The 22,287-nt window shown below is 44.3% G+C and carries 10 protein-coding genes; 6 read left to right on the top strand and 4 right to left on the bottom strand.

The annotated features are described in order from the left end of the window. Positions 1-63: 63 nt before the first annotated feature. Together ACWPOD_RS01915 and ACWPOD_RS01920 are read left to right on the top strand one after the other, a co-directional pair. The gene (locus tag ACWPOD_RS01915) at positions 64-1,605 is read left to right on the top strand and encodes an NAD(P)H-hydrate dehydratase (RefSeq protein WP_456231480.1); all 1,542 of its coding nucleotides are present in this window, start codon (positions 64-66) and stop codon (positions 1,603-1,605) included. A 435-nt stretch (positions 1,606-2,040) separates the two neighbouring features. After that, positions 2,041-3,084, top strand: coding sequence for a GMP reductase (locus ACWPOD_RS01920; protein WP_005396079.1), 1,044 nt, complete (start codon positions 2,041-2,043; stop codon positions 3,082-3,084). Positions 3,085-3,333: 249 nt separating this feature from the next. Here ACWPOD_RS01920 and ACWPOD_RS01925 read toward each other — a convergent pair whose 3' ends face one another. The 3 genes from ACWPOD_RS01925 to ACWPOD_RS01935 form a co-directional block, all read right to left on the bottom strand. Further along, positions 3,334-4,602 carry a linear amide C-N hydrolase gene (locus ACWPOD_RS01925; RefSeq protein WP_456231481.1) on the bottom strand — a complete coding sequence of 423 codons (1,269 nt, stop codon included), beginning with the start codon at positions 4,600-4,602 and terminating at the stop codon, positions 3,334-3,336. Positions 4,603-5,085: 483 nt separating this feature from the next. After that, entirely contained in the window at positions 5,086-5,319 is a 234-nt protein-coding gene (locus ACWPOD_RS01930) for a hypothetical protein (protein WP_109168990.1), read from the bottom strand. 88 nt (positions 5,320-5,407) lie between these two features. Continuing rightward, positions 5,408-7,099 (bottom strand): FAD-binding oxidoreductase, encoded by a 1,692-nt coding sequence (locus tag ACWPOD_RS01935; protein WP_301658899.1) that lies wholly within the window; start codon positions 7,097-7,099, stop codon positions 5,408-5,410. Between the two features lie 289 nt (positions 7,100-7,388). Here ACWPOD_RS01935 and ACWPOD_RS01940 point away from each other — a divergent pair, with 289 nt between their 5' ends. Beyond that, positions 7,389-7,856 carry a DUF1842 domain-containing protein gene (locus tag ACWPOD_RS01940; RefSeq protein WP_456231662.1) on the top strand — a complete coding sequence of 156 codons (468 nt, stop codon included), beginning with the start codon at positions 7,389-7,391 and terminating at the stop codon, positions 7,854-7,856. Positions 7,857-7,990: 134 nt separating this feature from the next. Here ACWPOD_RS01940 and ACWPOD_RS01945 read toward each other — a convergent pair whose 3' ends face one another. Continuing rightward, a complete protein-coding gene (locus ACWPOD_RS01945; RefSeq protein ID WP_456231482.1) occupies positions 7,991-10,672 on the bottom strand; it encodes an ATP-binding protein in 2,682 nt (893 codons plus the stop codon). 1,361 nt (positions 10,673-12,033) lie between these two features. Here ACWPOD_RS01945 and ACWPOD_RS01950 point away from each other — a divergent pair. The 3 genes from ACWPOD_RS01950 (at position 12,034) to ACWPOD_RS01960 (ending at position 21,959) form a co-directional block, all read left to right on the top strand. After that, entirely contained in the window at positions 12,034-12,453 is a 420-nt protein-coding gene (locus ACWPOD_RS01950) for a hypothetical protein (RefSeq protein ID WP_432606289.1), read from the top strand. 56 nt (positions 12,454-12,509) lie between these two features. Further along, on the top strand, positions 12,510-13,124 hold the full coding sequence (locus ACWPOD_RS01955; RefSeq protein WP_395221456.1) for a phage tail protein: 615 nt from the start codon (positions 12,510-12,512) through the stop codon (positions 13,122-13,124). A gap of 120 nt (positions 13,125-13,244) precedes the next feature. Beyond that, on the top strand, positions 13,245-21,959 hold the full coding sequence (locus ACWPOD_RS01960; protein WP_456231483.1) for an Ig-like domain-containing protein: 8,715 nt from the start codon (positions 13,245-13,247) through the stop codon (positions 21,957-21,959). Positions 21,960-22,287: the final 328 nt, after the last annotated feature.

The raw sequence follows: 22,287 nt of genomic DNA on the forward strand, positions 1-22,287 counted from the left end.
CAAGGTTCGCCTTGGCTTTTTTGTATACTTATAATTGTGTTTCCTAATGCGCAGAACGTGAAGATGGACTTTAATCTCGCCCTAAAACTCTACACCTCAGAACAAGTAAAAAACGGTGAAACGCTGGCAGCGCAAATGGCTGGTGTTTCTATGTATAGCCTAATGCAACGCGCAGGTATGGCTGTATATGAGCGTTTTTTACACTTGTATCCCAAATCAAAAAATATCTTAGTCATTTGTGGCAAAGGGAATAATGGTGGTGACGGATACGTATTTGCCTCGCTTGCTAAACAAGCGCAACTCAATGTACAGGTTTTCCAACTTGGTGATGTGACTGCGCTCAAAGGTGATGCTTTACGCGCATATCAAGATTGGCAGTCCATCGATGGTGTTAACAATGATTGGGATGAGTGGAATACCGCATTGCTAGAAGCCGATGTGATCATTGATGCCATGTTAGGCACTGGTTTAAGTGGTGAGGTTCGTTCGGAGTACCGTCGCTACATTGAGCAAATCAATCAAATTCACACCCCAGTGATTGCAGTCGATATTCCTTCCGGGTTGTGTGCAAATACAGGTGCTATTTTAGGCGATGCCATTCATGCTGAGCATACTGTAACCTTCATTGGTGTTAAGCAAGGCTTGTGCACCGGACAAGCGAGAGATCGAGTTGGTGAACTCCACTTTTGTGGGTTGGGTGTAAATGTTGAGTTTGATTCTATCGAAGTAGAAAGTGCACTAGGTATTGATCATCAGGTTGTTTCAAGGTTAATGCCCAAGCCAAACCCGACAGCACACAAAGGTGACAATGGCAAACTACTTTGTGTCGGTGGTAACCAAGGTATGTCAGGAGCGATTCGCTTATGTTCCTCCGCTGCGGTTAGATCCGGAGCGGGTTTAACTGCCGCAATTACTCACCCGAGTAGCCTTATCCCACTACAGATTGGCTGCCCAGAAGTAATGAGCCAAAGCATCACCGCCGACTTACTCAGGGATACTGAGAACGACTTAACCAAACGCATTCGCTGGGCTGAAGTATTGGTGTTTGGTCCAGGTTTTGGTGATGATGAGTGGGCTTATCAAGCCTATCAATATCTGGCTCAAGAACAGAAACCTAAAGTTGTTGATGCTGATGGGCTCAATATTCTAGCGATGCTAAGCCAACGATGTGATGGCACTTTGGTGTGCGACAACCAGCGAGTGATCACGCCGCATCCTGGAGAGGCAGCTCGACTATTAAATGTGACCACTCAACAAATAGAAAGTGACCGATATTCTGCTGCAAGACAACTGCAAGAGCGTTATGGCGGTGTGGTGGTTTTAAAAGGTGCGGGAACGCTTATTTACGATGGAACGAGAATGTACGTCTGCCTAGCGGGTAATGCCGGAATGGCGACGGGCGGAATGGGAGATGTGCTATCTGGTGTTATTGGTGCGTTGCTAGCTAAAGGGTTACCCATTTCCGTTGCGGCACGTTTAGGTGTGGTACTCCACAGTCATGCTGCGGATATAAACGTGAGTCAGCATGGTCAAGTTGGTCTTTTGGCAAGTGATGTTATAGGCACACTTCGTACCGCTATTACTCAACAAATCGATAGGACGTAGTTAGATCTCGCCCATTACTATGAAAAAGTGGGCGATTTTTTGAGTACTTTTTCCGAATTAGCAGCACATCTTAGTATTAGGTGATTGAGTTTTAGGCAGATTTGAGAGGTTGTGCGTTTTCATTTTAAAGGTATGACGCAAAGGTTTGCGCAATAGGTTAACTTAAAGGTTTTCTTAAGTTGTTGATAATTATAAATAATGAGAAAAAATAACGACTTGAGGAGTGTTTTTGATATGCGATTATCAAGATGGTATCACAAAAAAAATTCAAATATCAGACTTGTAGGAAATAAATCACAGCCTATAATGCTGAAAACCGGAGCGTCTGCCAACGCTCCGGTTTTTTTGTGTCCGAAGAACAGTGAACTCGTCTGCCAACGAAATCACTACGCACTCTGAGATGACACATATACATATGAATCAAGGAATTACACAATGCGTATCGAACAAGAACTTAAGTTAGGTTTTAAAGATGTACTGTTTCGCCCGAAACGTTCTACCCTTAAGAGCCGTTCTCAAGTAAATTTAACCCGCGATTTTACATTCAAGCATAGTGGTCGTCAATGGTCTGGTGTGCCTGTAATCGCAGCAAACATGGATTCGGTTGGTAGCTTTGCAATGGCTAAAGCGCTAGCTGAGCATGGTGTAATGACTGCTGTTCACAAACATTACACGGTAGAAGATTGGGCTGAGTTTGCTAAATCAGCTGATAAAGCAACCCTGAATAACGTAATGGTGTCTACGGGAACATCTGACGCAGACTTCCAAAAAACCAAAGATATTATGGCGCTTTCAGATGAATTTATTTTCATCTGTATCGACATTGCAAATGGTTACTCAGAGCATTTAGTCGAGTATGTTGAACGCGTGCGAGCAGAGTTCCCAGACAAGGTGATTTCTGCGGGTAACGTGGTTACTGGTGATATGTGTGAAGAGTTGATTCTCGCTGGTGCAGACATCGTGAAAGTAGGCATTGGCCCTGGCTCAGTTTGTACAACTCGTGTAAAAACGGGTGTTGGTTACCCGCAGCTTTCTGCAATCATCGAGTGTGGCGATGCAGCGCACGGCCTTGGTGGCATGATCATCGGTGACGGTGGTTGCTCATGCGCAGGTGATGTATCCAAAGCATTCGGCGGCGGTGCGGACTTTGTTATGCTAGGCGGCATGTTAGCGGGCCACGAAGAGTCAGGCGGCGAAGTGATCGAGAAAGACGGCGAGAAGTTCATGAAATTCTACGGCATGTCTTCTAAGAGCGCGATGGAGAAGCACTCAGGTGGTGTCGCTGGCTACCGTGCGGCCGAAGGCAAAACAGTGTTATTGCCATACCGTGGCAGCGTTCACGGCACTATTCAAGACATCCTTGGTGGCGTTCGCTCAACTTGTACATACGTGGGTGCAGCAAAGCTTAAAGAGCTAACCAAGCGTACTACATTCATCCGCGTTCAAGAACAAGAGAACAACGTGTTCGGTAAAGAGTAAATCGACTGAATGTAACAAGTGTAAAAGCAACCATACGTTATATCTATAGCAGATAAAACTATACTATATGCAGCTATGAGCCAGAGTGAGATTAATTTCTTACTCTGGCTTTTTTATTAGATTTATAGCGATTATCTTGTTTAGTTCCAGATAAATTAAGAATAGTGAATTTAGCAGTTTGTCTTTTAAAAGCCCCGCTTAGAAAGCGGGGCTTTCTACTTCTCATTTGTTTGCGCTTCAAAATTAACTCTAAGCGATTTTAATAGTTGGTCGAGATTCGACTTGTTCAAACGGTAATGATGTTGTAACTGGCATGAGCTGTAAAACGCTTGAAATCTGACAGTCTCTATTTAATCCAATATAGTCTTTGACATTGGCTACTCGCCAAGTCATGTCTCCGTAAGTACGCAGATAGAACGCGGGTGACTGATGACTGTTATGTCTAATAACGCTCCATTGGGTGATATCACTAAAAAAGACTTCAGGGTTATCGGATGTCTCAAGCTCATTCGCCATGATGCCCAAAGGTATATCAACGCGATTAAGTAGCTTTTGTCCGAGTGAGAAGGCTTCGTCGAAGTTAGTTGGTTGTTCGCTTAACTGCTTAATTACATAGGTTTGTACAAATCGAGACGGCGGTGTTGGGTCGGCGGGTAGGCCCATCAAGCCAGCGCCATTGATTGATTGAAGTGGGCCAGGCACTTGGACATGACGTTGCATGGTTACTTCATTGTTCGGTTCTGGGTTGTAGTTGCGCAAATTGGAAAAATATGAGAGGTGATTGACATGCCAATGGTAATTTGGGCAGTTAGTCATTACTCCTACGTAGGAGTGGTCCACAACCACTTTATAATCATCAAAGTCATATTCGGTACATTGATAGCGTGCTTGCTGATTTTCCTCTTTGCTGAACATATCGCTTTCTTTAAATGCTCGATAGATATGCATATTACCGTTAAGAAACTCAATGATTGCACTGTCATTATTTGCATCGTGAATCACGAAATGCTGGTCCAACGTCATGTTTTCACTCTCTGTTTCACCAGTTGAAATAGTCGAGTTAAACACGTAAACGGGGTGAGTAGTGAAGTACGTCACCATCTCGTCCACAGTATTAAACGTAGACAAGATAAAAGTACCAAACAGGCCGCTGCCTAATGCAAAGGCATCATCAGGGATGTGAGAGGTCGATACATTTTGATTGAGAATGGGCAAGTACAGTGACCCAACAGAAAGGCCAGATTCATTAATGCCATCAGCTGTTAAAAGAGGGTGGGTAATGGCGTTGCAGTGGATGAAGCTCAACTCTCCCTGCCAATTTGCTCGAAACTCACATTCTTTACTGTGACGTTTTGGCGGCTGACCATTGAAAACACGGTCGGCTTTTCCGTCGGAAGTAAAGGTCGTAATTTGGTAAGTTTGTTGGGCTCGAAACCAAATCTCGGTCTGAAGGTTAACTGCAAACTCCATGGTTCTAGCGGATAAGGTTTGGTTGTTGCAACCATAATTGATATTCACATCTGTACACATAGCCACGCTTTCCGTTGTTTATTTTGAATGATGCATATCCAAGAAACTCTCTGAATCAAATGCTTAGAGATTACGTGGATATAGAAGAATTGCGCTTTAATAATGGTTTTAGCCATTGAGATAAGCACATGCTATTAAGTTAAGCATTCAATCAAAAAACGTCAGTAGCAGTTTAGTATCAGTTGATAGAGTTAAAATAAAAAGTGATGTATTAAGTCAAACTCTTTGATCTTAGAGATCAATAATATATTTATTTTTTCAATCTTGGTTACTCTAGATTTAAAGTTGGTTTTAAAAGTGATTTTTATTGATTCGATTATCTTGCAGTGGTGATATAAAGTGAGAACATAAAGTTAACAATTTCAGATTATGATTGAAAATAGGGAGAGTCTTCAATCCAAATACCGAGAAATGAAACTGCCCGAGAAGTTGTTTAACAGTCTCGGGCGAAGTGATGAATCGGGTAAGCGGCTATAAAGTTTTCTCACAAGAACCGCTAAGTGGTGGAGATATTTTTAAATTATCATTAAAGATTTCCACAGCGACGGGGCCTTTATTTTCGTCTTTTGCATAGTATGCACAAGACTTGTCCCCAGTATTCAAGTCGAAACGGACCTCCATTTCCGGAGAGTCTTTAAATCTCACATACCCGGTGATTTTATCGCTGGAATTATTTTTAACGTAAAATGCCCCCTTAGTTGTCATAATTTTTCCTCTTTTTTAACTTTCTATACGTGATAGAGCGTCCAAATGACGGCCTGTAAATATATGCTTTTTAAGATGCATATTGATGTTAAATGATGGTCTTATTAGTTCTAAGATGATTAAACTTATCCTTAGCGTATTTTTCTTTTATACCGATTAAGTCGCGGTAGCTTCGATCAAAATAAACGCTTGTCGGAATTGCCGGATCTTTAAAGCTGATGAAGGCACCATAGGTTCCCGGTATATCAGCTTCTCTGGCTTTATCAATCCAGTCCATGGCTCTGTTTACATCAACAAGTACTGGGTTATTTTGTAGTTCTAGTTTTTGCTTTATCTCTTCATTCCACCAAGTTTGGTATTGGACTGTATATTGACACTGGCGGTAGGGGAAAGATATGTCTTCAAGGTCGTCTGAGTGATGATAAAAGCCACCAGTGATCGCACCTAAGGTTACGTAACTAAATAGCCCTTGATCGCGGTTTTCTGGCTTTATCAAAGGCGAAGTTAAGCTTTGCAAAAGTGCAGTATAGCCTTCTGCTTTAAGACCTCGCTCTGACACCAATCGCGAAGTGATTTTGTGAGGTGCTGGGGCGTCATAATCTGGAGGGAAAGGAGAACCGCTTTGACACAAAGAATCGCGCCCCCATGTGCTCATCAGGGAGTGATCGTATTTCTTCCCGTCAAAATCAGTGCCATGTGCTTCATAGACTTGAACTAAATCAGGGGAGCAGGCGCCAAATTGAACGGCTATAAATTGGTGAAGATCTTGTTCTGTTCCTTCCCAGTAGCCATACATGGTGCAGTGATGGCTGATGGTTTCGAGATCACAGTGGTTAGATGATTCAGGCAGAGCATCAATTTGCAAGTTGGTGCCAAGAAGTTTAGGCGTATCAAGGCTTTTTATAGCCTGCTCCCAATTTTTTAGCACATCTATGGTAGGGTGCGTTGGTATTGGCTGAAGCATACCGTTGATTTTTGGATAGAGGTTCCACTGAAGCTCGAAGCGGTGGATCTCTTTGGGTAAAGGGAATGTTTTTACGCGTAGCTCGGTAACAATGCCATAACTCATGCCTCCGCCGCCTCTTAGTGCCCAAAATAGGTGAGGGTTGGACTCTGCTGAGACTTCTGTGATCGTACCATCACCCAATACCACGGTTGCACTCACTAGGTGCTCACAACACATGCCGTATTTTCGCGTCCAAGGGCCCCATCCTCCGCCTTGAATATAGCCAGTCAACCCAACTGTGGCACAGGTTCCATGTGCAATCATTCGATCATGCTCTGCAAGTTTTGGTGTCAGTTGATAGAAGCGATAGCCAGCACCAATGGTGGCAATATTTTCACACAATTGGAAGGTCTTAATTCTGCTCACGTCAATCAAAATGACGTTGTCACCACTGCATTCACCTGCGTGATCATGCCCTCCTGAGCGAACACGAATCGGGAGATTGAATCGAGTTGCTGTTAGATAGGCTTGCTGAACTTCTTGCGTACTTTCGCACATGACAATGACAAAGGGTTGGTGTTGATAGCGAGTATTGAAGATGAGTGACTCGACTTGATATTGGTTCAAACCGGGAACCGGTGAAACCGTGTTTTCAAGAGGTGTCAGTAGTCGCTCTTTAGGAAAACCGCATTTATCCATTTTCTGAATAAACAGTTTGGCATTATTGATTGAGATTGAGTACGCGTTAAGTACAGCGAGGCGTTGTATTTGAGGGTTAGGGTGCTGTTCTACCACTTGGTTTTCTTTAGTTCCCTGCATCCATTCTTGTTCCATTATTTTTTCCATTTGGCTTATGTATTGAATAGTTGTTTAAATATTAACTCGCACGCATATGTTCGCCATATCAGTTTGGTATCAGTTGTTCTGTACAAATCGCCAAAAGCATCAGCGAGAGAGCAATAATATCTGGTTGATGAAAAGAACGAGCGGCATCTGCGTGACCGTAGATAATTTATGTAGTCAAGTAGATCTGAGCCTAAAGTGATACTGAACTTGAATGACGTGTTATCTACATTGAATGGGTCACTGACGACAATAAATTCAGTTGGAGAACACAGTGAAAATGGAATCAAAAGAATCACAAGCAATTTTTACTGCTCATTATCAAATTGGTAACGGCTTACCTGGAGGAGTGAACTTCGATGTTAATCTACTCGTGGCCAGCGAAGACAAATCAATAGTGGGTAAAGGACATATCTTTCAGGCCATTAACCCACCGTTAAATGTGGTGTCTGATCTCAATGGCAGTTTCAACTATCAATGCACGATGCGTGATTGTCATATCATGGTGACGTTGCAGGGCTACCAGCCTTACCTAGGCATTGCTCCTCTAGGAGCAGATCTTCACAACGTAACGCTCAACATCCTACTTAATGATGATTGGAAGTCAGGCGTGGCATTCTATCGATATAAAAATAGTTCAGGTAAATGGGTTGAAGTAGCAAATCAACGCGTTACTCTACTTTTACCTGAGCATGTTCCTAGCATCGAAAACTTTAAGGTGGAGCAAAGTGATCATGCGCCAGCATAAATCTAATCAGCGATGACACTGTGTCAAAACACAGATATTCGATGGTTTCGAATATCTGTGTTTGACGAGGTAAATCGAGCAAACAAGATTATTTGACAGTGCAATTAGTCGACTTTCTTCGTTTATTGAATATTTCATGGTTGAGTAGATGTGAAGAGCCAATGGTCGAGCTCATCAACACTTATTTGAGCCTGGTTCAGTTGATGCTTACGCGCGGCCTGATTGAAGTTTAACAACTCAGAGACGGAGCTGGACTGGTCGAGTAAGGCAAGCATCAGATTCGCTTGTTCAATATAAAAATCACCCCATGGATGCGGATCTTCTCGGGTGAAGTTAGCAAGCTTATCGCGATATTTTCGAAGTAGCGTAGGCTGCTTATACTGCCACGCTACTTGGATTCCTTGTTGGTAAAAGCGTAAATAGTTATGACCAACACAGGTAGATTCTAGCCAAGCCTCACCAGTGCGCAAAGCGGAGAGGGCCGTTGATTCATCGCCACAAATAAGTGCCTTGGTAGATACGAGCCAAGGACCAATAAAATTGTGTAGCTTATTGATATGAACAAGCTCTAGAGCCGTGTCGATGTCCGAAAGGGCTTTCTCCTCTTTTCCCTGATACCAGTGCAATCTTGCATTGGACTCCAAAAGAAAAGCGACAAATCGATGAGCATTAAGCTGTTTTGAAAGTTGCAGAGCGGTCGAGATTTCGTTTTCAGCTTGCACCAAGACATTACGGTCGAGAAAGATCCATGCTGCCGTAAGCCTGGAAACAATTTCTGCTCGGCGGTTTGCCGTGAGATAGGCAAGATTCGAGGCATGCTGAGCCTGTTTTAGTGCTTCGTCAGATTGCAGTTGATAGATCATCACTGTTGCCAGCATGTAGCGATTGGCAGTTTCAATCGAAAGTAACTGATGCTCTTCACACAGCTGCAAACACTCGGTTAAGTGCTCGTATGAGCGGGCCATTTTCCCTTGTGCGTAGGCACAATCACCGAGGCCGCCAAGCGATTTCGCTTTCGCGCGAAAACAGTTTGCTCGTTGACTGTAATCTAATGCAAGCAAATGTTCTTTCTCACATTCGTCTAGCTGCCCAGTAGGGAACAGCATATTACCTCTCATCGAATGAATTTCACACAAAGATTTATTTAACGTCAGCTTTTCACACAGGGTTTGGGCTTGGTCTAAAATCGACATCGCTTGTACAAAGTTGTCGGTTAAGCGATAGGGGCTAATGAGGTCTAAATAGTATTGAACACGTTCAGCATCATTTTCTGTGTGATGAATCGCTTGCTCAAGAACTTCAATACTCTCTTTGATGCGTCCCATCGAATACAGGCAGTTTCCTTTCATATTTAGTGCATACGCCATCTGTTCTTTAGGTGACTCTTTAATAGCGTACTCAATAAGAGTCAGTGCTTTTTCAAACTGATAATTACTCAGGTAATGTTTGGCGGTCTGTTCAAGAACAGTAAATACACCTTCGACCTTGGCATGATTAATATGGACGGCATATAAGAATCGATCTCGGTTCTCATACCATTTTGCACAGGCCATGTGTATTTTTGAACACTGTGACTTGTCTATTTGACGGAAAACAGCATTGCAAATCAAATCATGATGGAAAAGGTATTGATCGCCATTGAGTTTTACTAAGCCAGCGTCGACTAACTTATCTGGTACGTAGCCGGGAATTCGAGTGATTTCACGCAGTTGCTCCAGTTGAAAGCACTGCCCCAACACAGAGGCAGTACAGAGTGCTTGGCGATCTTGGGCTGGAAGTTGAGCTAATTGTATCGAAACTAAATGCTCCAATGACTCCGGAACGTCTTTATCAAACTGAGAGCAAAGCAGTGTTTGGCGCAAGTATAAAGGATGGCCTTTCGCAAGCTTTATACAGTCATTGATATGTTTATTCTGTTGGCATGTGATTGAGCAAGCTAACTCGTAAGACTCTTCAGATGATAACTCCCTAAGTTCGATTAGATTCACGTTGGTAAACCAAGATTGTTTGGAACTAAGTCGTTTTTGCTGCCTAAACGTCAGAAAGAGCAAAATATTGGTGTTTGTAATATGAGGTAGCAGTGTCTCAAGAAATGCCAACATTACCTCGTCGGCCCAATGGACATCTTCAACAATTATCAAATGCGGTTTGCTGGTCTGCCGTTGTTGAATTAAGAAAGGGATAGATTGCTCTATCGTTTGTTTCAGCGTTTGGAACTCCATTAAGTTCAGCAACTGCTTTTCTGATTCGTTGAGTGCTACCCCCATTAACCAATAAAGGCAGAGGTGGAAAGAAGAGGGAATTGATGACTCGACAGTTTGCTGACGAATAGAATCATCGGTATCTTCACGAGTAAATGAACAAATTGCCCGAGTGAATATATTTTGAGGGGACAAGAGATCAGCACTACCATGATTCAGGATTTGAATCTCTGTGGTTAAACACGAGGATCGATTCAAAGACGCAATGACCTGGTTGAGTAGGCTGGTCTTTCCTATCCCTGCGGTACCAGTAATACAATACGTTTGGCCTGCTTCTTGTTTTTGCCATCGCTTGATTCCGCTATTCAATGTTTCTAGTTCAAGTTTACGCCCTACAAAACAGTCAGTATGGCTTTGGTGTAAGGATACAAGATGCCAGTTGTTGAAGTCTGGCTCTCCTGTTAGAAACGGTTTTATTGGTCTGGCACAATTGGACGAGATAAAGCAAGGACAAGCAGCTATTTCTCCCCAAGGGATTTTAACTAGGATTTCATTGATTGGGGTTATCGCATTCGGATGTTCCGATAGCTCAGTGACTCGATGCTTGTATTTCACATTGATAAAAGACCGAATCGAAGCCGAAAGAGCAACCTGTAATTGAAGGGCTAGTTGTCGAATTCGTTCAAAAACATATTCGTCCGATTCCTGTATAGACCAAGTAAGAACAAACGTCCGGTTTTGTATTATGGGTGTAGTGTTTTGGCTGAAAAGTAATGTTTGCAGAGTCTTTACGGTCAAATCACACTTTGCTTCGATTGCAAAAATAAAAAAATATGGTGGTGATGAAGACACATTTGTAAGTAATGGTTCTGAGGCGCGATCTATTAAGAGGTCCTCTACGGGGACAGAAAAGTATTCCGCGAGATTGGATGCGGTACGATACAGCACATTCGCCCCAGACTCTGCTCGCTTTATGGAAGCAATAGATACGACAAAACCCTGTTGAAAGCATTCTTCCGCCAGTCTTTCTTGGCTCAGTCCTAATTTCTTTCTCAGTTCTTTGAGTCGTAATACGTTGAGTGGAATTCTTCCATCCCTATTTGCCATATTTCACTCCGTTGTAACGTATAGCTTTTCCCAGTAAACCTGAATCGATTGGATATGTTGAGTGAATAAATTTATCTTATTTCACTACATATAATACTAGTAGTTAAAATGTTATATACGAAAATGAAATGGGCATTTTAATCTTCAAACTACCTCAATTCATTGTTGTATTAGTGGTGTTTTTGTTATTAATAATTTTGATAATTATTGTTGTGAATTCATGTTTTTCTTAATAAGTTTTTTGAAATATCTTTAAATGTATATCTTTTAAAAGATTGCACACCTTAAACTTATATTGGTTTATATTAAACTTTAACAATTAAATTCTTTAATTTTAAAGATATAAATTGACAATTTTATTTTTAGTGTTTTTTTTATTTCTATTCTGGCGAGTTAAGTTTTTCTAGTCTATAAATTAAACATCGGCGCTTTCTAAATAACTGCCGATAAAAATAATTTTAATTTCAATATTATAAATAGTTGGCTTTATACAATGGATATTGGCTTTTTCTGCCTGTTAAAAGGATTTCATATTACACCACACTTGAATGCCGCGCTTACCTCTATCAAGGAGACTGCGTGGCTGCCACATGTCAAACGATCTTGTTATCGAGGGGATTGGCAAGCGCTTGCTTTAGAAGAATCCTATCGAAAGGCCTATTACCCTAACTATTTACTACTCTCTGAATTTCCAGAATTGGAACTGTTTTTATCTCAATTTTGCTGCCCAATTTTGTCAGTACGGTTTATGAAATTGGATCCGTGAGATCAGATATTATAACGCCGAGCTTATGGCGTATGTTTTTCTCAAGTACAGGCTTGTTTACATCATTAACTACTGCTACAGCGGCAATTGAGGTTCATGAATTATGCAAAAGGGCTCACCTATAGAATTCTACCAGCAACGTCCTCAATCTCGTGAGACGGTCGGTGTTGAAGAAGTGCAGCAACAAACTCAACAGTTTGGTTTTGCTGAACCCGAAATGGATGAGCTGCTTAAGTACTCATTACGGACTCAACTTGAGGCTATGCTCCAAAACCAACTCAGCACGGCTGAACGCCAACGGCAACTGAAAGAGAGTTTCGCTGCGGCAGTTGAGCTCGTATTGAAGGAGACAAAAGTTGAGCACCAAACACTGGTGCAAGCCTTTCAGACCATGTATGGCAACGCTTGCCAATCTCTTTCTCTGGCTAAACTCACTCAAGAGGAACTGACCCGACAGTACATTTCCACATCTGGGCTGGACGCTGGGATGTCATTGCTTCAGCACGCTTCAGCCTGCGAGTAAAGATTACGTTATGGGTTGGTTTTAACTTAAGTGTATACGTTAAAAGGAAGAACAGTATGGCTACAGAACCGTATCTTGGGACACTAACCGCATTTGGCGGCAATTTTGCAATTAGAAATTGGGCAATGTGCTCGGGGCAAATGCAGGCAATTGAAGATAATCCAGCACTCTTCTCTCTAGTTAGCACTCTATACGGAGGTGACGCCCGAACTACCTTTGGTTTACCTGATTTGCGTGGCCGCAGTCCAGTTGGTGTAGGCACACGACCTGGGGGGATGGATTATCATCAGGGAGAAAGATTGGGTACTGAACTGGTAACTATTGATATAACCCAAATGCCAGCACACTTACATACGGCAATTTTTACCCCTCTTGGCACTTCTGCACCTGTAACAGGCAGGATGCAGGTTGCTACCAATGCTGCAAATACACAGGTACCCGATAGTAATTCGTATATAGCGCAAAACTCTACCCCTGGGTTCTATAAACCGACGTTTCAGCAACCAGATTTGACTGAGATCGAAGGCTTAAGTGTGTCTGGTGGTGGCTCGGAAGGAGGTACTGTAACTGTGACTGAAACAGGCGGTTCAGCGCCACTTAATATTTTGAGCCCGGTATTGCCGATTAATTGGTTAATTGCCACTGCGGGAGTATACCCACCACGCAGCTAATCAACCAAGAAAGAATTGGCTGAAACTTTCGCTAATCCTTTCCTATAAAAAAATTAAACATTTAAGTTGATTATGATAACCCGGCTATGTTGATAAGGCCGTCATCTTCAGGAGAGGAAAATGAGATTACGTCGTCAGGTAGCGATCGCAATTACAACAGCATGGGTGTCCTCAGCGTTTTTTTCCGGTGAAGTCTGGGCCGCACAGCAAACGATTAACTACTCTAATGGTTCAGGTTCCAATTTTAGTGAGGTGGAGACAGGCGTCACTGGGGGTATGCCCTCGGTCACTCTTACCAATACAGGTGCTGTGTCTATGGTATTAGATGCCGGCAATAGCACTGATAGCACTCCGTTTACTGGCCTAAATGACCTCGGGTTTGTAGCTGGTGTTTTTTTCTCAAATACCATGATTAATGAGTTCAACAATCGTGGCTTCCGCTTTTTTGAGAGATCAAGTACTAACTTCAGTTTCGACGAAATTACCTTTATGCAGGGGTCGGCCCGAGACTCAGATAAAACGTATCAACTTGTGTTAACTGGCTTCTCTAATAATACTCAAACAGTGACCGAAACTGTCACCTTGCCAAAAGGTGGTGAAGCAAACTCAGGGTTACAGGATTTGTTTACCCTGACCCGTGGTACAGACTTTACTGATTCTGCATGGCAGGACGTTGATACAGTGACTATGGCGTTTACCCGAAGTCCGGGTGCTGACTCTCGTTATCTTATCAAAAGTATCAAGATTGATGACGCTGCGGTTTCAGACTCAACCGCGCCTACTTTTGTCAGTGCGAGCTCAACCCCCACTGATGATGCAACCAATGTTTCTGTTAGCAACAACATCGAGATTGCCTTTGATGAGAATATTGAGCTGAAGAACGGCAATATTACCATTCGTAATGTTACAGACAGTCGCGACTTTGAAGTATTTAATGTTGCCACCGAAAGCGATGGCACAACAACATCACCAGGCGCTGGCCGAATCAGTGTTACCAACGATAAAGTTTATTTAAACCCAACCAGTGATCTGATAGGAAACCGGACTTACGCCATTCATATTGAATCCAGTGCCGTGGCTGACACCGAAAATAATAGCTTTGCCGGGATCAGCGATGATGCCACATTTAACTTTACTACAGTCGATACCACGCCAAATGCGCCATCTACACCCGATTTAGATGCTAGTTCGGATACCGGATCATTAAATACTGATAATATTACCAGTGACACTACTCCAACGTTTAGTGGGATTTCTGAGAGTGGATCGATCGTTACTTTATACAGTGATCAAGTCGGTGGAGGTGCAACGGTTATTGGCACAGGCACTGCTACTGGAGGAAACTGGCAGATAACAACCAATGAGTTGGCGTCTGGTATTACACATGCAATAAGTGCTAAAGCGTCTGATAGCGATGATAATGTTAGCTCGGCATCCAACGCGTTAAGTGTCACCATTGATACAATAGCACCATCCGCAGTGAGCATTACCACGCCGATTGAGACTGACAGTATCGTCAACGCTGCAGAAGACAACGATGTGTTGATCGCTGGCTCCGGCGCGGAAGCAGGCAACAGCGTGACCGTGACTATCACAGACAATAACAGCTCTGTCAGTCGTACGGTGATGGCCGACAACTCAGGCAACTGGACGTTGAGCGGCAGCGAGCTGGATATCAGTGGCCTGAACAATGGTACCCTGACTGTGTCTGCAACCCAAGCTGATATAGCAGGTAATATCTCCACCGCAGCCACACAGAGCATTACCCTGGACAATGCTGGCCCATCAGCAGTGACCATCACCACGCCGATTGAAACCGATGGTATTGTCAATGCAGTGGAAGATAACGATGTGTTGATTGCTGGCTCCGGCGCGGAAGCAGGCAACAGCGTGACCGTGACCATCACGGACAATAACAGCTTTGTCAGTCGTACGGTGACGGCCGACAACTCAGGCAACTGGACGTTGAGCGGCAGCGAGCTTGATGTAAGTGCGTTTAACAATGGCACCCTGACGGTGTCTGCAACCCAAGCAGATATAGCAGGTAATACTTCCACCGCCGTCACCCAGAGCATTACCCTGGATAACGCCGCACCATCAGCTGTGACCATCACCACGCCGATTGAAACTGATGGCATCGTCAATGCGGCAGAAGACAACGACGTGCTGATTGCTGGCTCCGGCGCGGAAGCAGGCAATAGCGTGACCGTGACCATCACGGACTACAGCAATTATGCCAGTCGTACGGTGACGGCCGACAACTCAGGCAACTGGACGTTGAGCGGCAGTGAGCTTGATGTAAGTGCGTTTAACAACGGCACCCTGACGGTCGCGGCTAGCCAGAGCGATGCTGCAGGCAACACCTCCAGTGCAGCTAGCAAAACATTTACGTTAGATAACGTGCAGCCAACTGTTTCTTTGAGCAGTTCAGACCTCGATTTGATCTCTGGCGAAACGGCGAGTATCACGTTCACCTTAAGTGAGTCATCAAGTGACTTTGCTGAGTCAGATGTCACCGTCACTGGCGGCAGTTTGTCCAACTTTGCGGGCAGCGGTAGCAGTTACACGGCGACCTTTACACCAACGGAAGAGAGTGTGGCGAGCGGCACCATTGATGTTGCCACAGGCACATTTACCGATGCCTCTGGTAACAGCAATAGCGCAGCAACACCACTTTCCATCAGCGTCGATACTGTGCTTCCAACCGTCAGTATCACTAGCTCCAGTTCTGCGCTGAAAGCGGGTGAAACGGCAACACTCACGTTTACCTTGAGTGAAGCCGCAACTGATTTTTCCGAAGCCGATGTGACCGTTGCTGGCGGAACTCTTTCTAACTTTGCGGGCAGTGGCGCCAGTTACACGGCTACCTTTACACCTGCAGAAGAAAGCACTGAGGATGCAACTATTAATGTTGCAGCAGAGCAATTTAGCGATGCAGCTGGCAACCTCAATACTGCAGCGACTCAGTTGTTGATCTCAGTGGATACGGGGATCCCGACTGGACATAGCATCAGCATTGATCAGGAGAGCATTAACAAAACCAACGAACAGGCGATGAGCTTTACCTTCGCAGCAGCTGAAGTGAACGCGATGTTCACTTATCGCGTGACTGACGGTGCCACGACCATTGACGGCGCTAGTCAAACAATCTCCTCGGAGACCATGCAAGTAACGGGCATTGACGTCACTGGTTTGCAAGAGGGGACGTTGACAGTAAGCGTGGTGGTAACCGATGCCGCAGGCAATGCATCTGATGCAGTGACGGATACGGTGACTAAACGCTACGATGTCGCGCCAACGGCAGTTGATGATAGCTTCTCGACTGAGGAAGATACGGCGAAACAATTTGATCTGTTAGCCAACGATTCCGATATTAATGATGACATGGTCGCTTCTTCTGCAACGGTTAAAACGCAACCAATTAAAGGTCAGGTGTCGATCAGCAACGGCGTTGTTACCTATACGCCAAATAGTAATGAGACAGGTACGGATAGCTTTACCTATACTGTGAAAGATGCCCTGTTACAGGAGTCACAAGACGCGACAGTGACCGTCACTATCATGGCTATAAATGATGCGCCAGTCGCGAAAGCGCTGACCATTAACACTGACGAAGATACCGCAAGCGCAGCAGTCACCGCGCGTAGTCAAGCGAAGGATGTTGAAGATGGCATCCCAACGGGTGATTTAGCGTTAGTTAGTTTGCCTCAAAAAGGACAAGTCGCCATTGATCAAACTGCAGGCACTTTTGTATATACGCCGAATGCGAATGAAAATGGTAGCGACAGTTTTACTTACACGATCGCAGACAGTGAAGGCGGCGTTTCTCTTGCGGCCACGGTCAGCGTCAATATCGGTTCCGTCAATGACTCACCAGTGGCGGCGGCAGACAGTTTTACCTTTGATGAAGATGTCACATCGACACTCGATGTTTTAAGTAACGACAGTGATATTGAAGATGGGTCATTCACCGCGAGTAGTATTACCTTACAAGATCTTGGTCAAGGAGAGGGGGGATACAGTTTTGCCACGGTCAGTGTCAATGCCGATGGGACCTTAAAGATTGTGCCAACAGCGAACGTTAATGGTCAACATAGCTTTACCTACACGTTAACCGATAGTGGTCAGGCAGTCTCCGTGCCAGCAACCGTCACACTCAATATTACGCCAGTGAATGATGCCCCCGTTGCTGTTGATAACAGTGCACAACTACTGGAGGGAGGCTCCTTTGAAGTCAACGTATTAGGCAATGATAGTGATGCCGATGCTGGAGACAGTTTTGAACTCACTAGTGTCACAGTCGTCGATACGCCAGCATATGGCAGTGTGAACGTGACGGCGTCTGGAGCGATTGTTTACAACCCCAATGAAAACTACTTCGGTGAAGACAGCTTCACCTATACGGTGGCAGACTTAGCAGGTGCTGTATCTAACGTCGCAACAGTGACCATGACGGTAACACCGGTCAACGACGCACCAATGGCGCAAGCACAGTCACAAACGCTTGATGAAGACAATAGTTTGGTGATCACGTTGGTTGGTTCAGATATTGATAACGATGATGACACTCTGCAGTATCTTATCACTGAGCAAGTCAGTCATGGCGTGCTAGAGCAGTTGACCAATAATGGTTGGCGCTATACACCAGAAGCGAACTTCAATGGCTCCGACTTCTTCTTGTTCAAGGTCAACGACGGTGATCTCGACTCGACAGAGGTTCGTGTCGATTTGACGGTGAATGCAGTCAACGATACACCAACTGCGACCGATGTCAGTGCTACGGGAGAGGAAGAGATACCGCTGACCATTACTTTAAATGGTAACGATGCAGAAGGCTCATCTTTGAGCTATCAAATTGTAACATCGCCAGTCAACGGTAATGTTACCGTCACAGGCAATCACGCGGTTTATACGGGTAACAGTAACTTCTTTGGTCAGGACAGTTTCACTTACAGCGTAAGTGACGGAGAACTTACCTCTGGAGTGGCGTTAGTGACCATCACGGTGAATAACGTTAATGACTCGCCAGTGATTACGGGTACCCCATCGACGCAAGTGGATGAAGATAGTGTGTATCAGTTTGTGCCCGCGGCATTGGACGATGACCCAGCGGATACTCTGACCTACTTGATAGCTAACAAGCCACCTTGGGCTACATTTGACAAGACAACAGGAGCACTTTCTGGCACGCCAAGTAACAGTGATGTGGGTACTTATCCAGATATCGTGATTAGCGTATCCGATGGTACTATTTCTTCCTCATTGTCAGCGTTTTCGATTACTGTGAATAACGTGAATGATGCACCTGTTATCTCTGGCTCACCAGCAACACAAGTGAATGAAGACAGCGCCTATCTGTTCACGCCACAAGTGTCAGATGTTGACAGCCAAGCCTTTACTTTCAGTATCGTGAACAAGCCATCTTGGGCTAGCTTTGATGCATCAACAGGCACGCTCAGTGGTACACCAGATAATGGTGATGTTGGCAAATATCAAGGCATTGTTATCTCGGTTTCTGATGGTCTCACGACCACAATGCTCAATAGATTCAGTATTGTGGTTAACAATGTCAATGACGCGCCAGTGATGAGTGGCACTCCTGCTCTTACTGTCAACGAAGGCAGTACGTATCGCTTTGCGCTGCAGGCATCGGATGTTGATAGTAGTAGCTTGAGCTTTTCAATCCGCAATAAACCATCATGGGCAACCTTTAATAGAGCAACTGGGTTGCTAAGTGGTACGCCGGAAAATGAGCATGTTGGCAGCACCAATAATATTGTTATTAGTGTCTCTGACGGTGAGCTAAGCGCTTCTCTAGCAGCGTTTAGCATCACGGTAATCAACGTCAATGATGAACCAATGGCAGTTAATGATACCTATGTCTTTACCGAGAGTAACGATGGTAGCTACTTATTGGATGTACTCAGCAACGACAGCGATATTGATCTAGACACATTACAACTGGAATGGGTTAAACCTACATCTGGAACGGCAACAATTGTGGGCAGTCAAATCCAATTGGTAACGACCTCAATTGGTACAGTGACAGTGCAATACAGTGTGAAAGATGGTAATGGTGGAAAGGCCACCGCGAAAGCAATCGTGACAATTAAAAGTGCGAAATTGGACGCACCAACAATAACCGCACCTTCAGATATCGAAGTGAACGCAAGTTCGCTCTTTACTAAAGTTGCATTAGGCTCTGCCGTGGCCCGAGATAGCACAGGCAAGCTATTACCTGTTTCATTGGTCGACAGCACGACCTTCTTCCGACCTGGAACTAATACGGTCTATTGGCGTACTCAAGACTCTGATGGAAACGTCGCTGAGGCTAGCCAAACGGTAACAGTGTATCCACTGATAAGTATCTCCAAAGATGCGCAAACCACGGAAGGCACCAACCATAGCGTAACGATACACCTTAACGGCCCTTCGCCGAGTTACCCAGTAGTCGTACCTTACACGGTTTCAGGAAGCACAGACAGTGATGACCACACACTCACCTCTGGCGAAGTGGTGATAACTAGTGGTACCGAAGGCACACTTTCGTTCGAACTACTTAATGATGGACAAAGTGAAGGCGTTGAAACCTTAGTGATTGATTTGGACAGCACCCTTAATCTAGGTAGTAAGCGTCGTTACACCTTGACAATCTTTGAAGAGAATGTGGCTCCGAAGGTCTCGGTAAGTGTATCTCAGGCGGGGGAGCAGCGGAGCCAAATTGAAAATGGTGTTGAACCGGTCACAATCACAAGCAGTGTTAATGATGCAAATATGTCAGATATACACAGTTTCAGATGGACTAGTGATAGCGATGTACTTAACCAAGCGATTGCGGGGCAGATGTACAGCGAAACATTGACTTTCTCTCCGCAATTACTGAGTTCAGCGATTTACAATTTGCAATTGACAGTTACTGACAATGGCACTCCACCATTATCAGTGACACGGAATGTCTATTTAGAAGTGGTACAAACATTGGCGGAGCTCGGAAGTGAAGATAGTGATGGCGACTTAATCCCGGATGATCAAGAAGGTCATAATGATAGTGATGGTGATGGCATTCCTGACTATCTTGACGCAATTTCTGACTGTAACGTAATTCAACAGGTTGTGTCAGAAAAAGATCGCTTCCTCATTGAGGGGCAGCCAGGTGTCTGTTTACGCAAAGGAATAACCATTCTGACTAACACAACAGGAGGAGCTTTATTGCTAGATGAGGAGCTTCCTAAAGATATCAACATGAAGAGCATCGGGGGAATCTTTGATTTTGTAGCAACTAATTTGCCGCTGCCCGGCCAAAGCTATCAATTAGTTTTGCCTCAGCGTTTACCTGTTCCAGCAAATGCAGTGTACCGAAAGTATAACGCTGAACAGGGGTGGATAGACTTTATTGAGGATGCTCAAAACACAGTTTCTTCTAGTGCTGGCGAGGCTGGTTATTGTCCGCCACCAGGGCACAGTTCATGGTCACAGGGTCTGACTGAAGGTGACTGGTGTGTACAACTTACCATTGAAGACGGTGGTCCGAACGATGATGACGGATTGGCTAATGGCAGTGTCGTTGACCCTGGCGTCGTTGCCGCTCGTGTAAACAATAATGCACTCCCTCAAGCGATTGACGACAATGCGTTTGTTAGTCTCAATGGTACGGTGACGCTCGATGTATTGAGCAATGATACCGATGCTGATGGTGATGGGCTGAAGGTAAGTCGCGCTTCTGTAGATATTGGTAGTGTTAGTGTGGTTGATAACAAACTAAGTTATGTCACTCAACCACAGTACTACGGGGAGGCTTTGATCACTTATAGCGTAACGGATGGTAATGGTGGAACGGGATCGGCGAAGGTGACGGTGAATGTGGTAAACAGTCAGAATCCGAATGCGGTGGACGATAATATTACCACCGATGATCGTACCCCTGTCACGGTTTATGTCCTTGCTAACGATACCGATCCGGATAACGACACATTGAAGTTGGTTTCAGTCCAAGCGCAGTATGGGCAGGTGGTCATGAATGCAGATCAGAGCGTGACCTATACCCCTACCTCAGGGTTTGAAGGCAATGATGTGTTGACATATATCATTCAAGATAGCCAAGGCCTGCAAGACACAGGGAAAGTTATAGTGACAGTTAAGTTGGTAAGAGATGTAAAGGTTGAAAATACTTCAGCAGGATCATTGGGTGGCATGGTGTTGATGCTTTTGATTTTGTTAGGAGCCATGAAACGTTATGGAAGAAACAGTGCTCTAGCACTAATTGCTGTGTTTAGTTTTAGTAGTCAAGCGGGTTGGTATGTTGATGTTCAAATGGGGTCAAGCCATGCAGATGAGCGTGATGCTGTTAAAGGTGATAACGTAATCTCTACTGACAACACCGGGCTCTACCGTTCTATCGGGTTTGGATATGCTTTTTCTGAGCAATGGTCAGGAACTATCCGTTATATTGATATGGGTGAAGGTAGTGCAACATTGCGTAGTGCTACTACTTCACCAGAAGACTATCACGTTAGTGTCGCATCTATAGCACCACTCCTTGTTAAGGGCATAGGCTTCGACATCGGTTATAAGTTCTGGCAATACAATTCATGGTCCGCAAAACTGAGTTTGGGGGGCTTGTTCTGGGATACCGATATTGAAAGTACGTATCAAGGCAGCAAGATAACGACGGAAGTGGATGGTTTTGATGGATATATTGGTGCAGAAGTTGGCTACAACCTCTCAGATAATTGGGAGATCGGTGTCCAAGGCGCTCGTTATTTTTTACATGAAAATGATGTTGATATAATTGCGCTACAACTTCGTTATTTTTTTGAGCCGTTATCAGTGTATTAATTTATGGTTTGGTATTTTTCGATAATTTGTATCCCAAGTGATCATGAAGCGGTATGGTAAATTACTGGAGATTAATGCGTGATACGTCGCTTTACTTTGAACCTAGTACGTTTATAGTCGAAGAAATATAGTGTTGGGGCTGAAGCAAAACAAGCGGGTTAGAGCGACACAATTCGTAGTGAACCCTTATTGAGTTGAAAAGCGTTCCAAGCTCGCAGTTGCTCTGACTCTGCTGGTGATAACACGACGATAAATTGATACCTATCAAGACGATAGTTTGATATTGCCTCTTCATAAGTTTATTGCTTTTTAGGTTTATGACATTTTT

This window comes from Vibrio sp. JZG120, assembly GCF_053890955.1.

Bases quoted from the DNA above. Each gene is read 5' to 3' on its own strand.
- ACWPOD_RS01920 (WP_005396079.1), top strand. From the start codon at position 2,041: ATGCGTATCGAACAAGAACTTAAGTTAGGTTTTAAAGATGTACTGTTT.
- ACWPOD_RS01935 (WP_301658899.1), bottom strand. From the start codon at position 7,099: ATGGAACAAGAATGGATGCAGGGAACTAAAGAAAACCAAGTGGTAGAA.
- ACWPOD_RS01930 (WP_109168990.1), bottom strand. From the start codon at position 5,319: ATGACAACTAAGGGGGCATTTTACGTTAAAAATAATTCCAGCGATAAA.
- ACWPOD_RS01940 (WP_456231662.1), top strand. From the start codon at position 7,389: ATGGAATCAAAAGAATCACAAGCAATTTTTACTGCTCATTATCAAATT.
- ACWPOD_RS01955 (WP_395221456.1), top strand. From the start codon at position 12,510: ATGGCTACAGAACCGTATCTTGGGACACTAACCGCATTTGGCGGCAAT.
- ACWPOD_RS01950 (WP_432606289.1), top strand. From the start codon at position 12,034: ATGCAAAAGGGCTCACCTATAGAATTCTACCAGCAACGTCCTCAATCT.
- ACWPOD_RS01915 (WP_456231480.1), top strand. From the start codon at position 64: ATGGACTTTAATCTCGCCCTAAAACTCTACACCTCAGAACAAGTAAAA.
- ACWPOD_RS01960 (WP_456231483.1), top strand. From the start codon at position 13,245: ATGAGATTACGTCGTCAGGTAGCGATCGCAATTACAACAGCATGGGTG.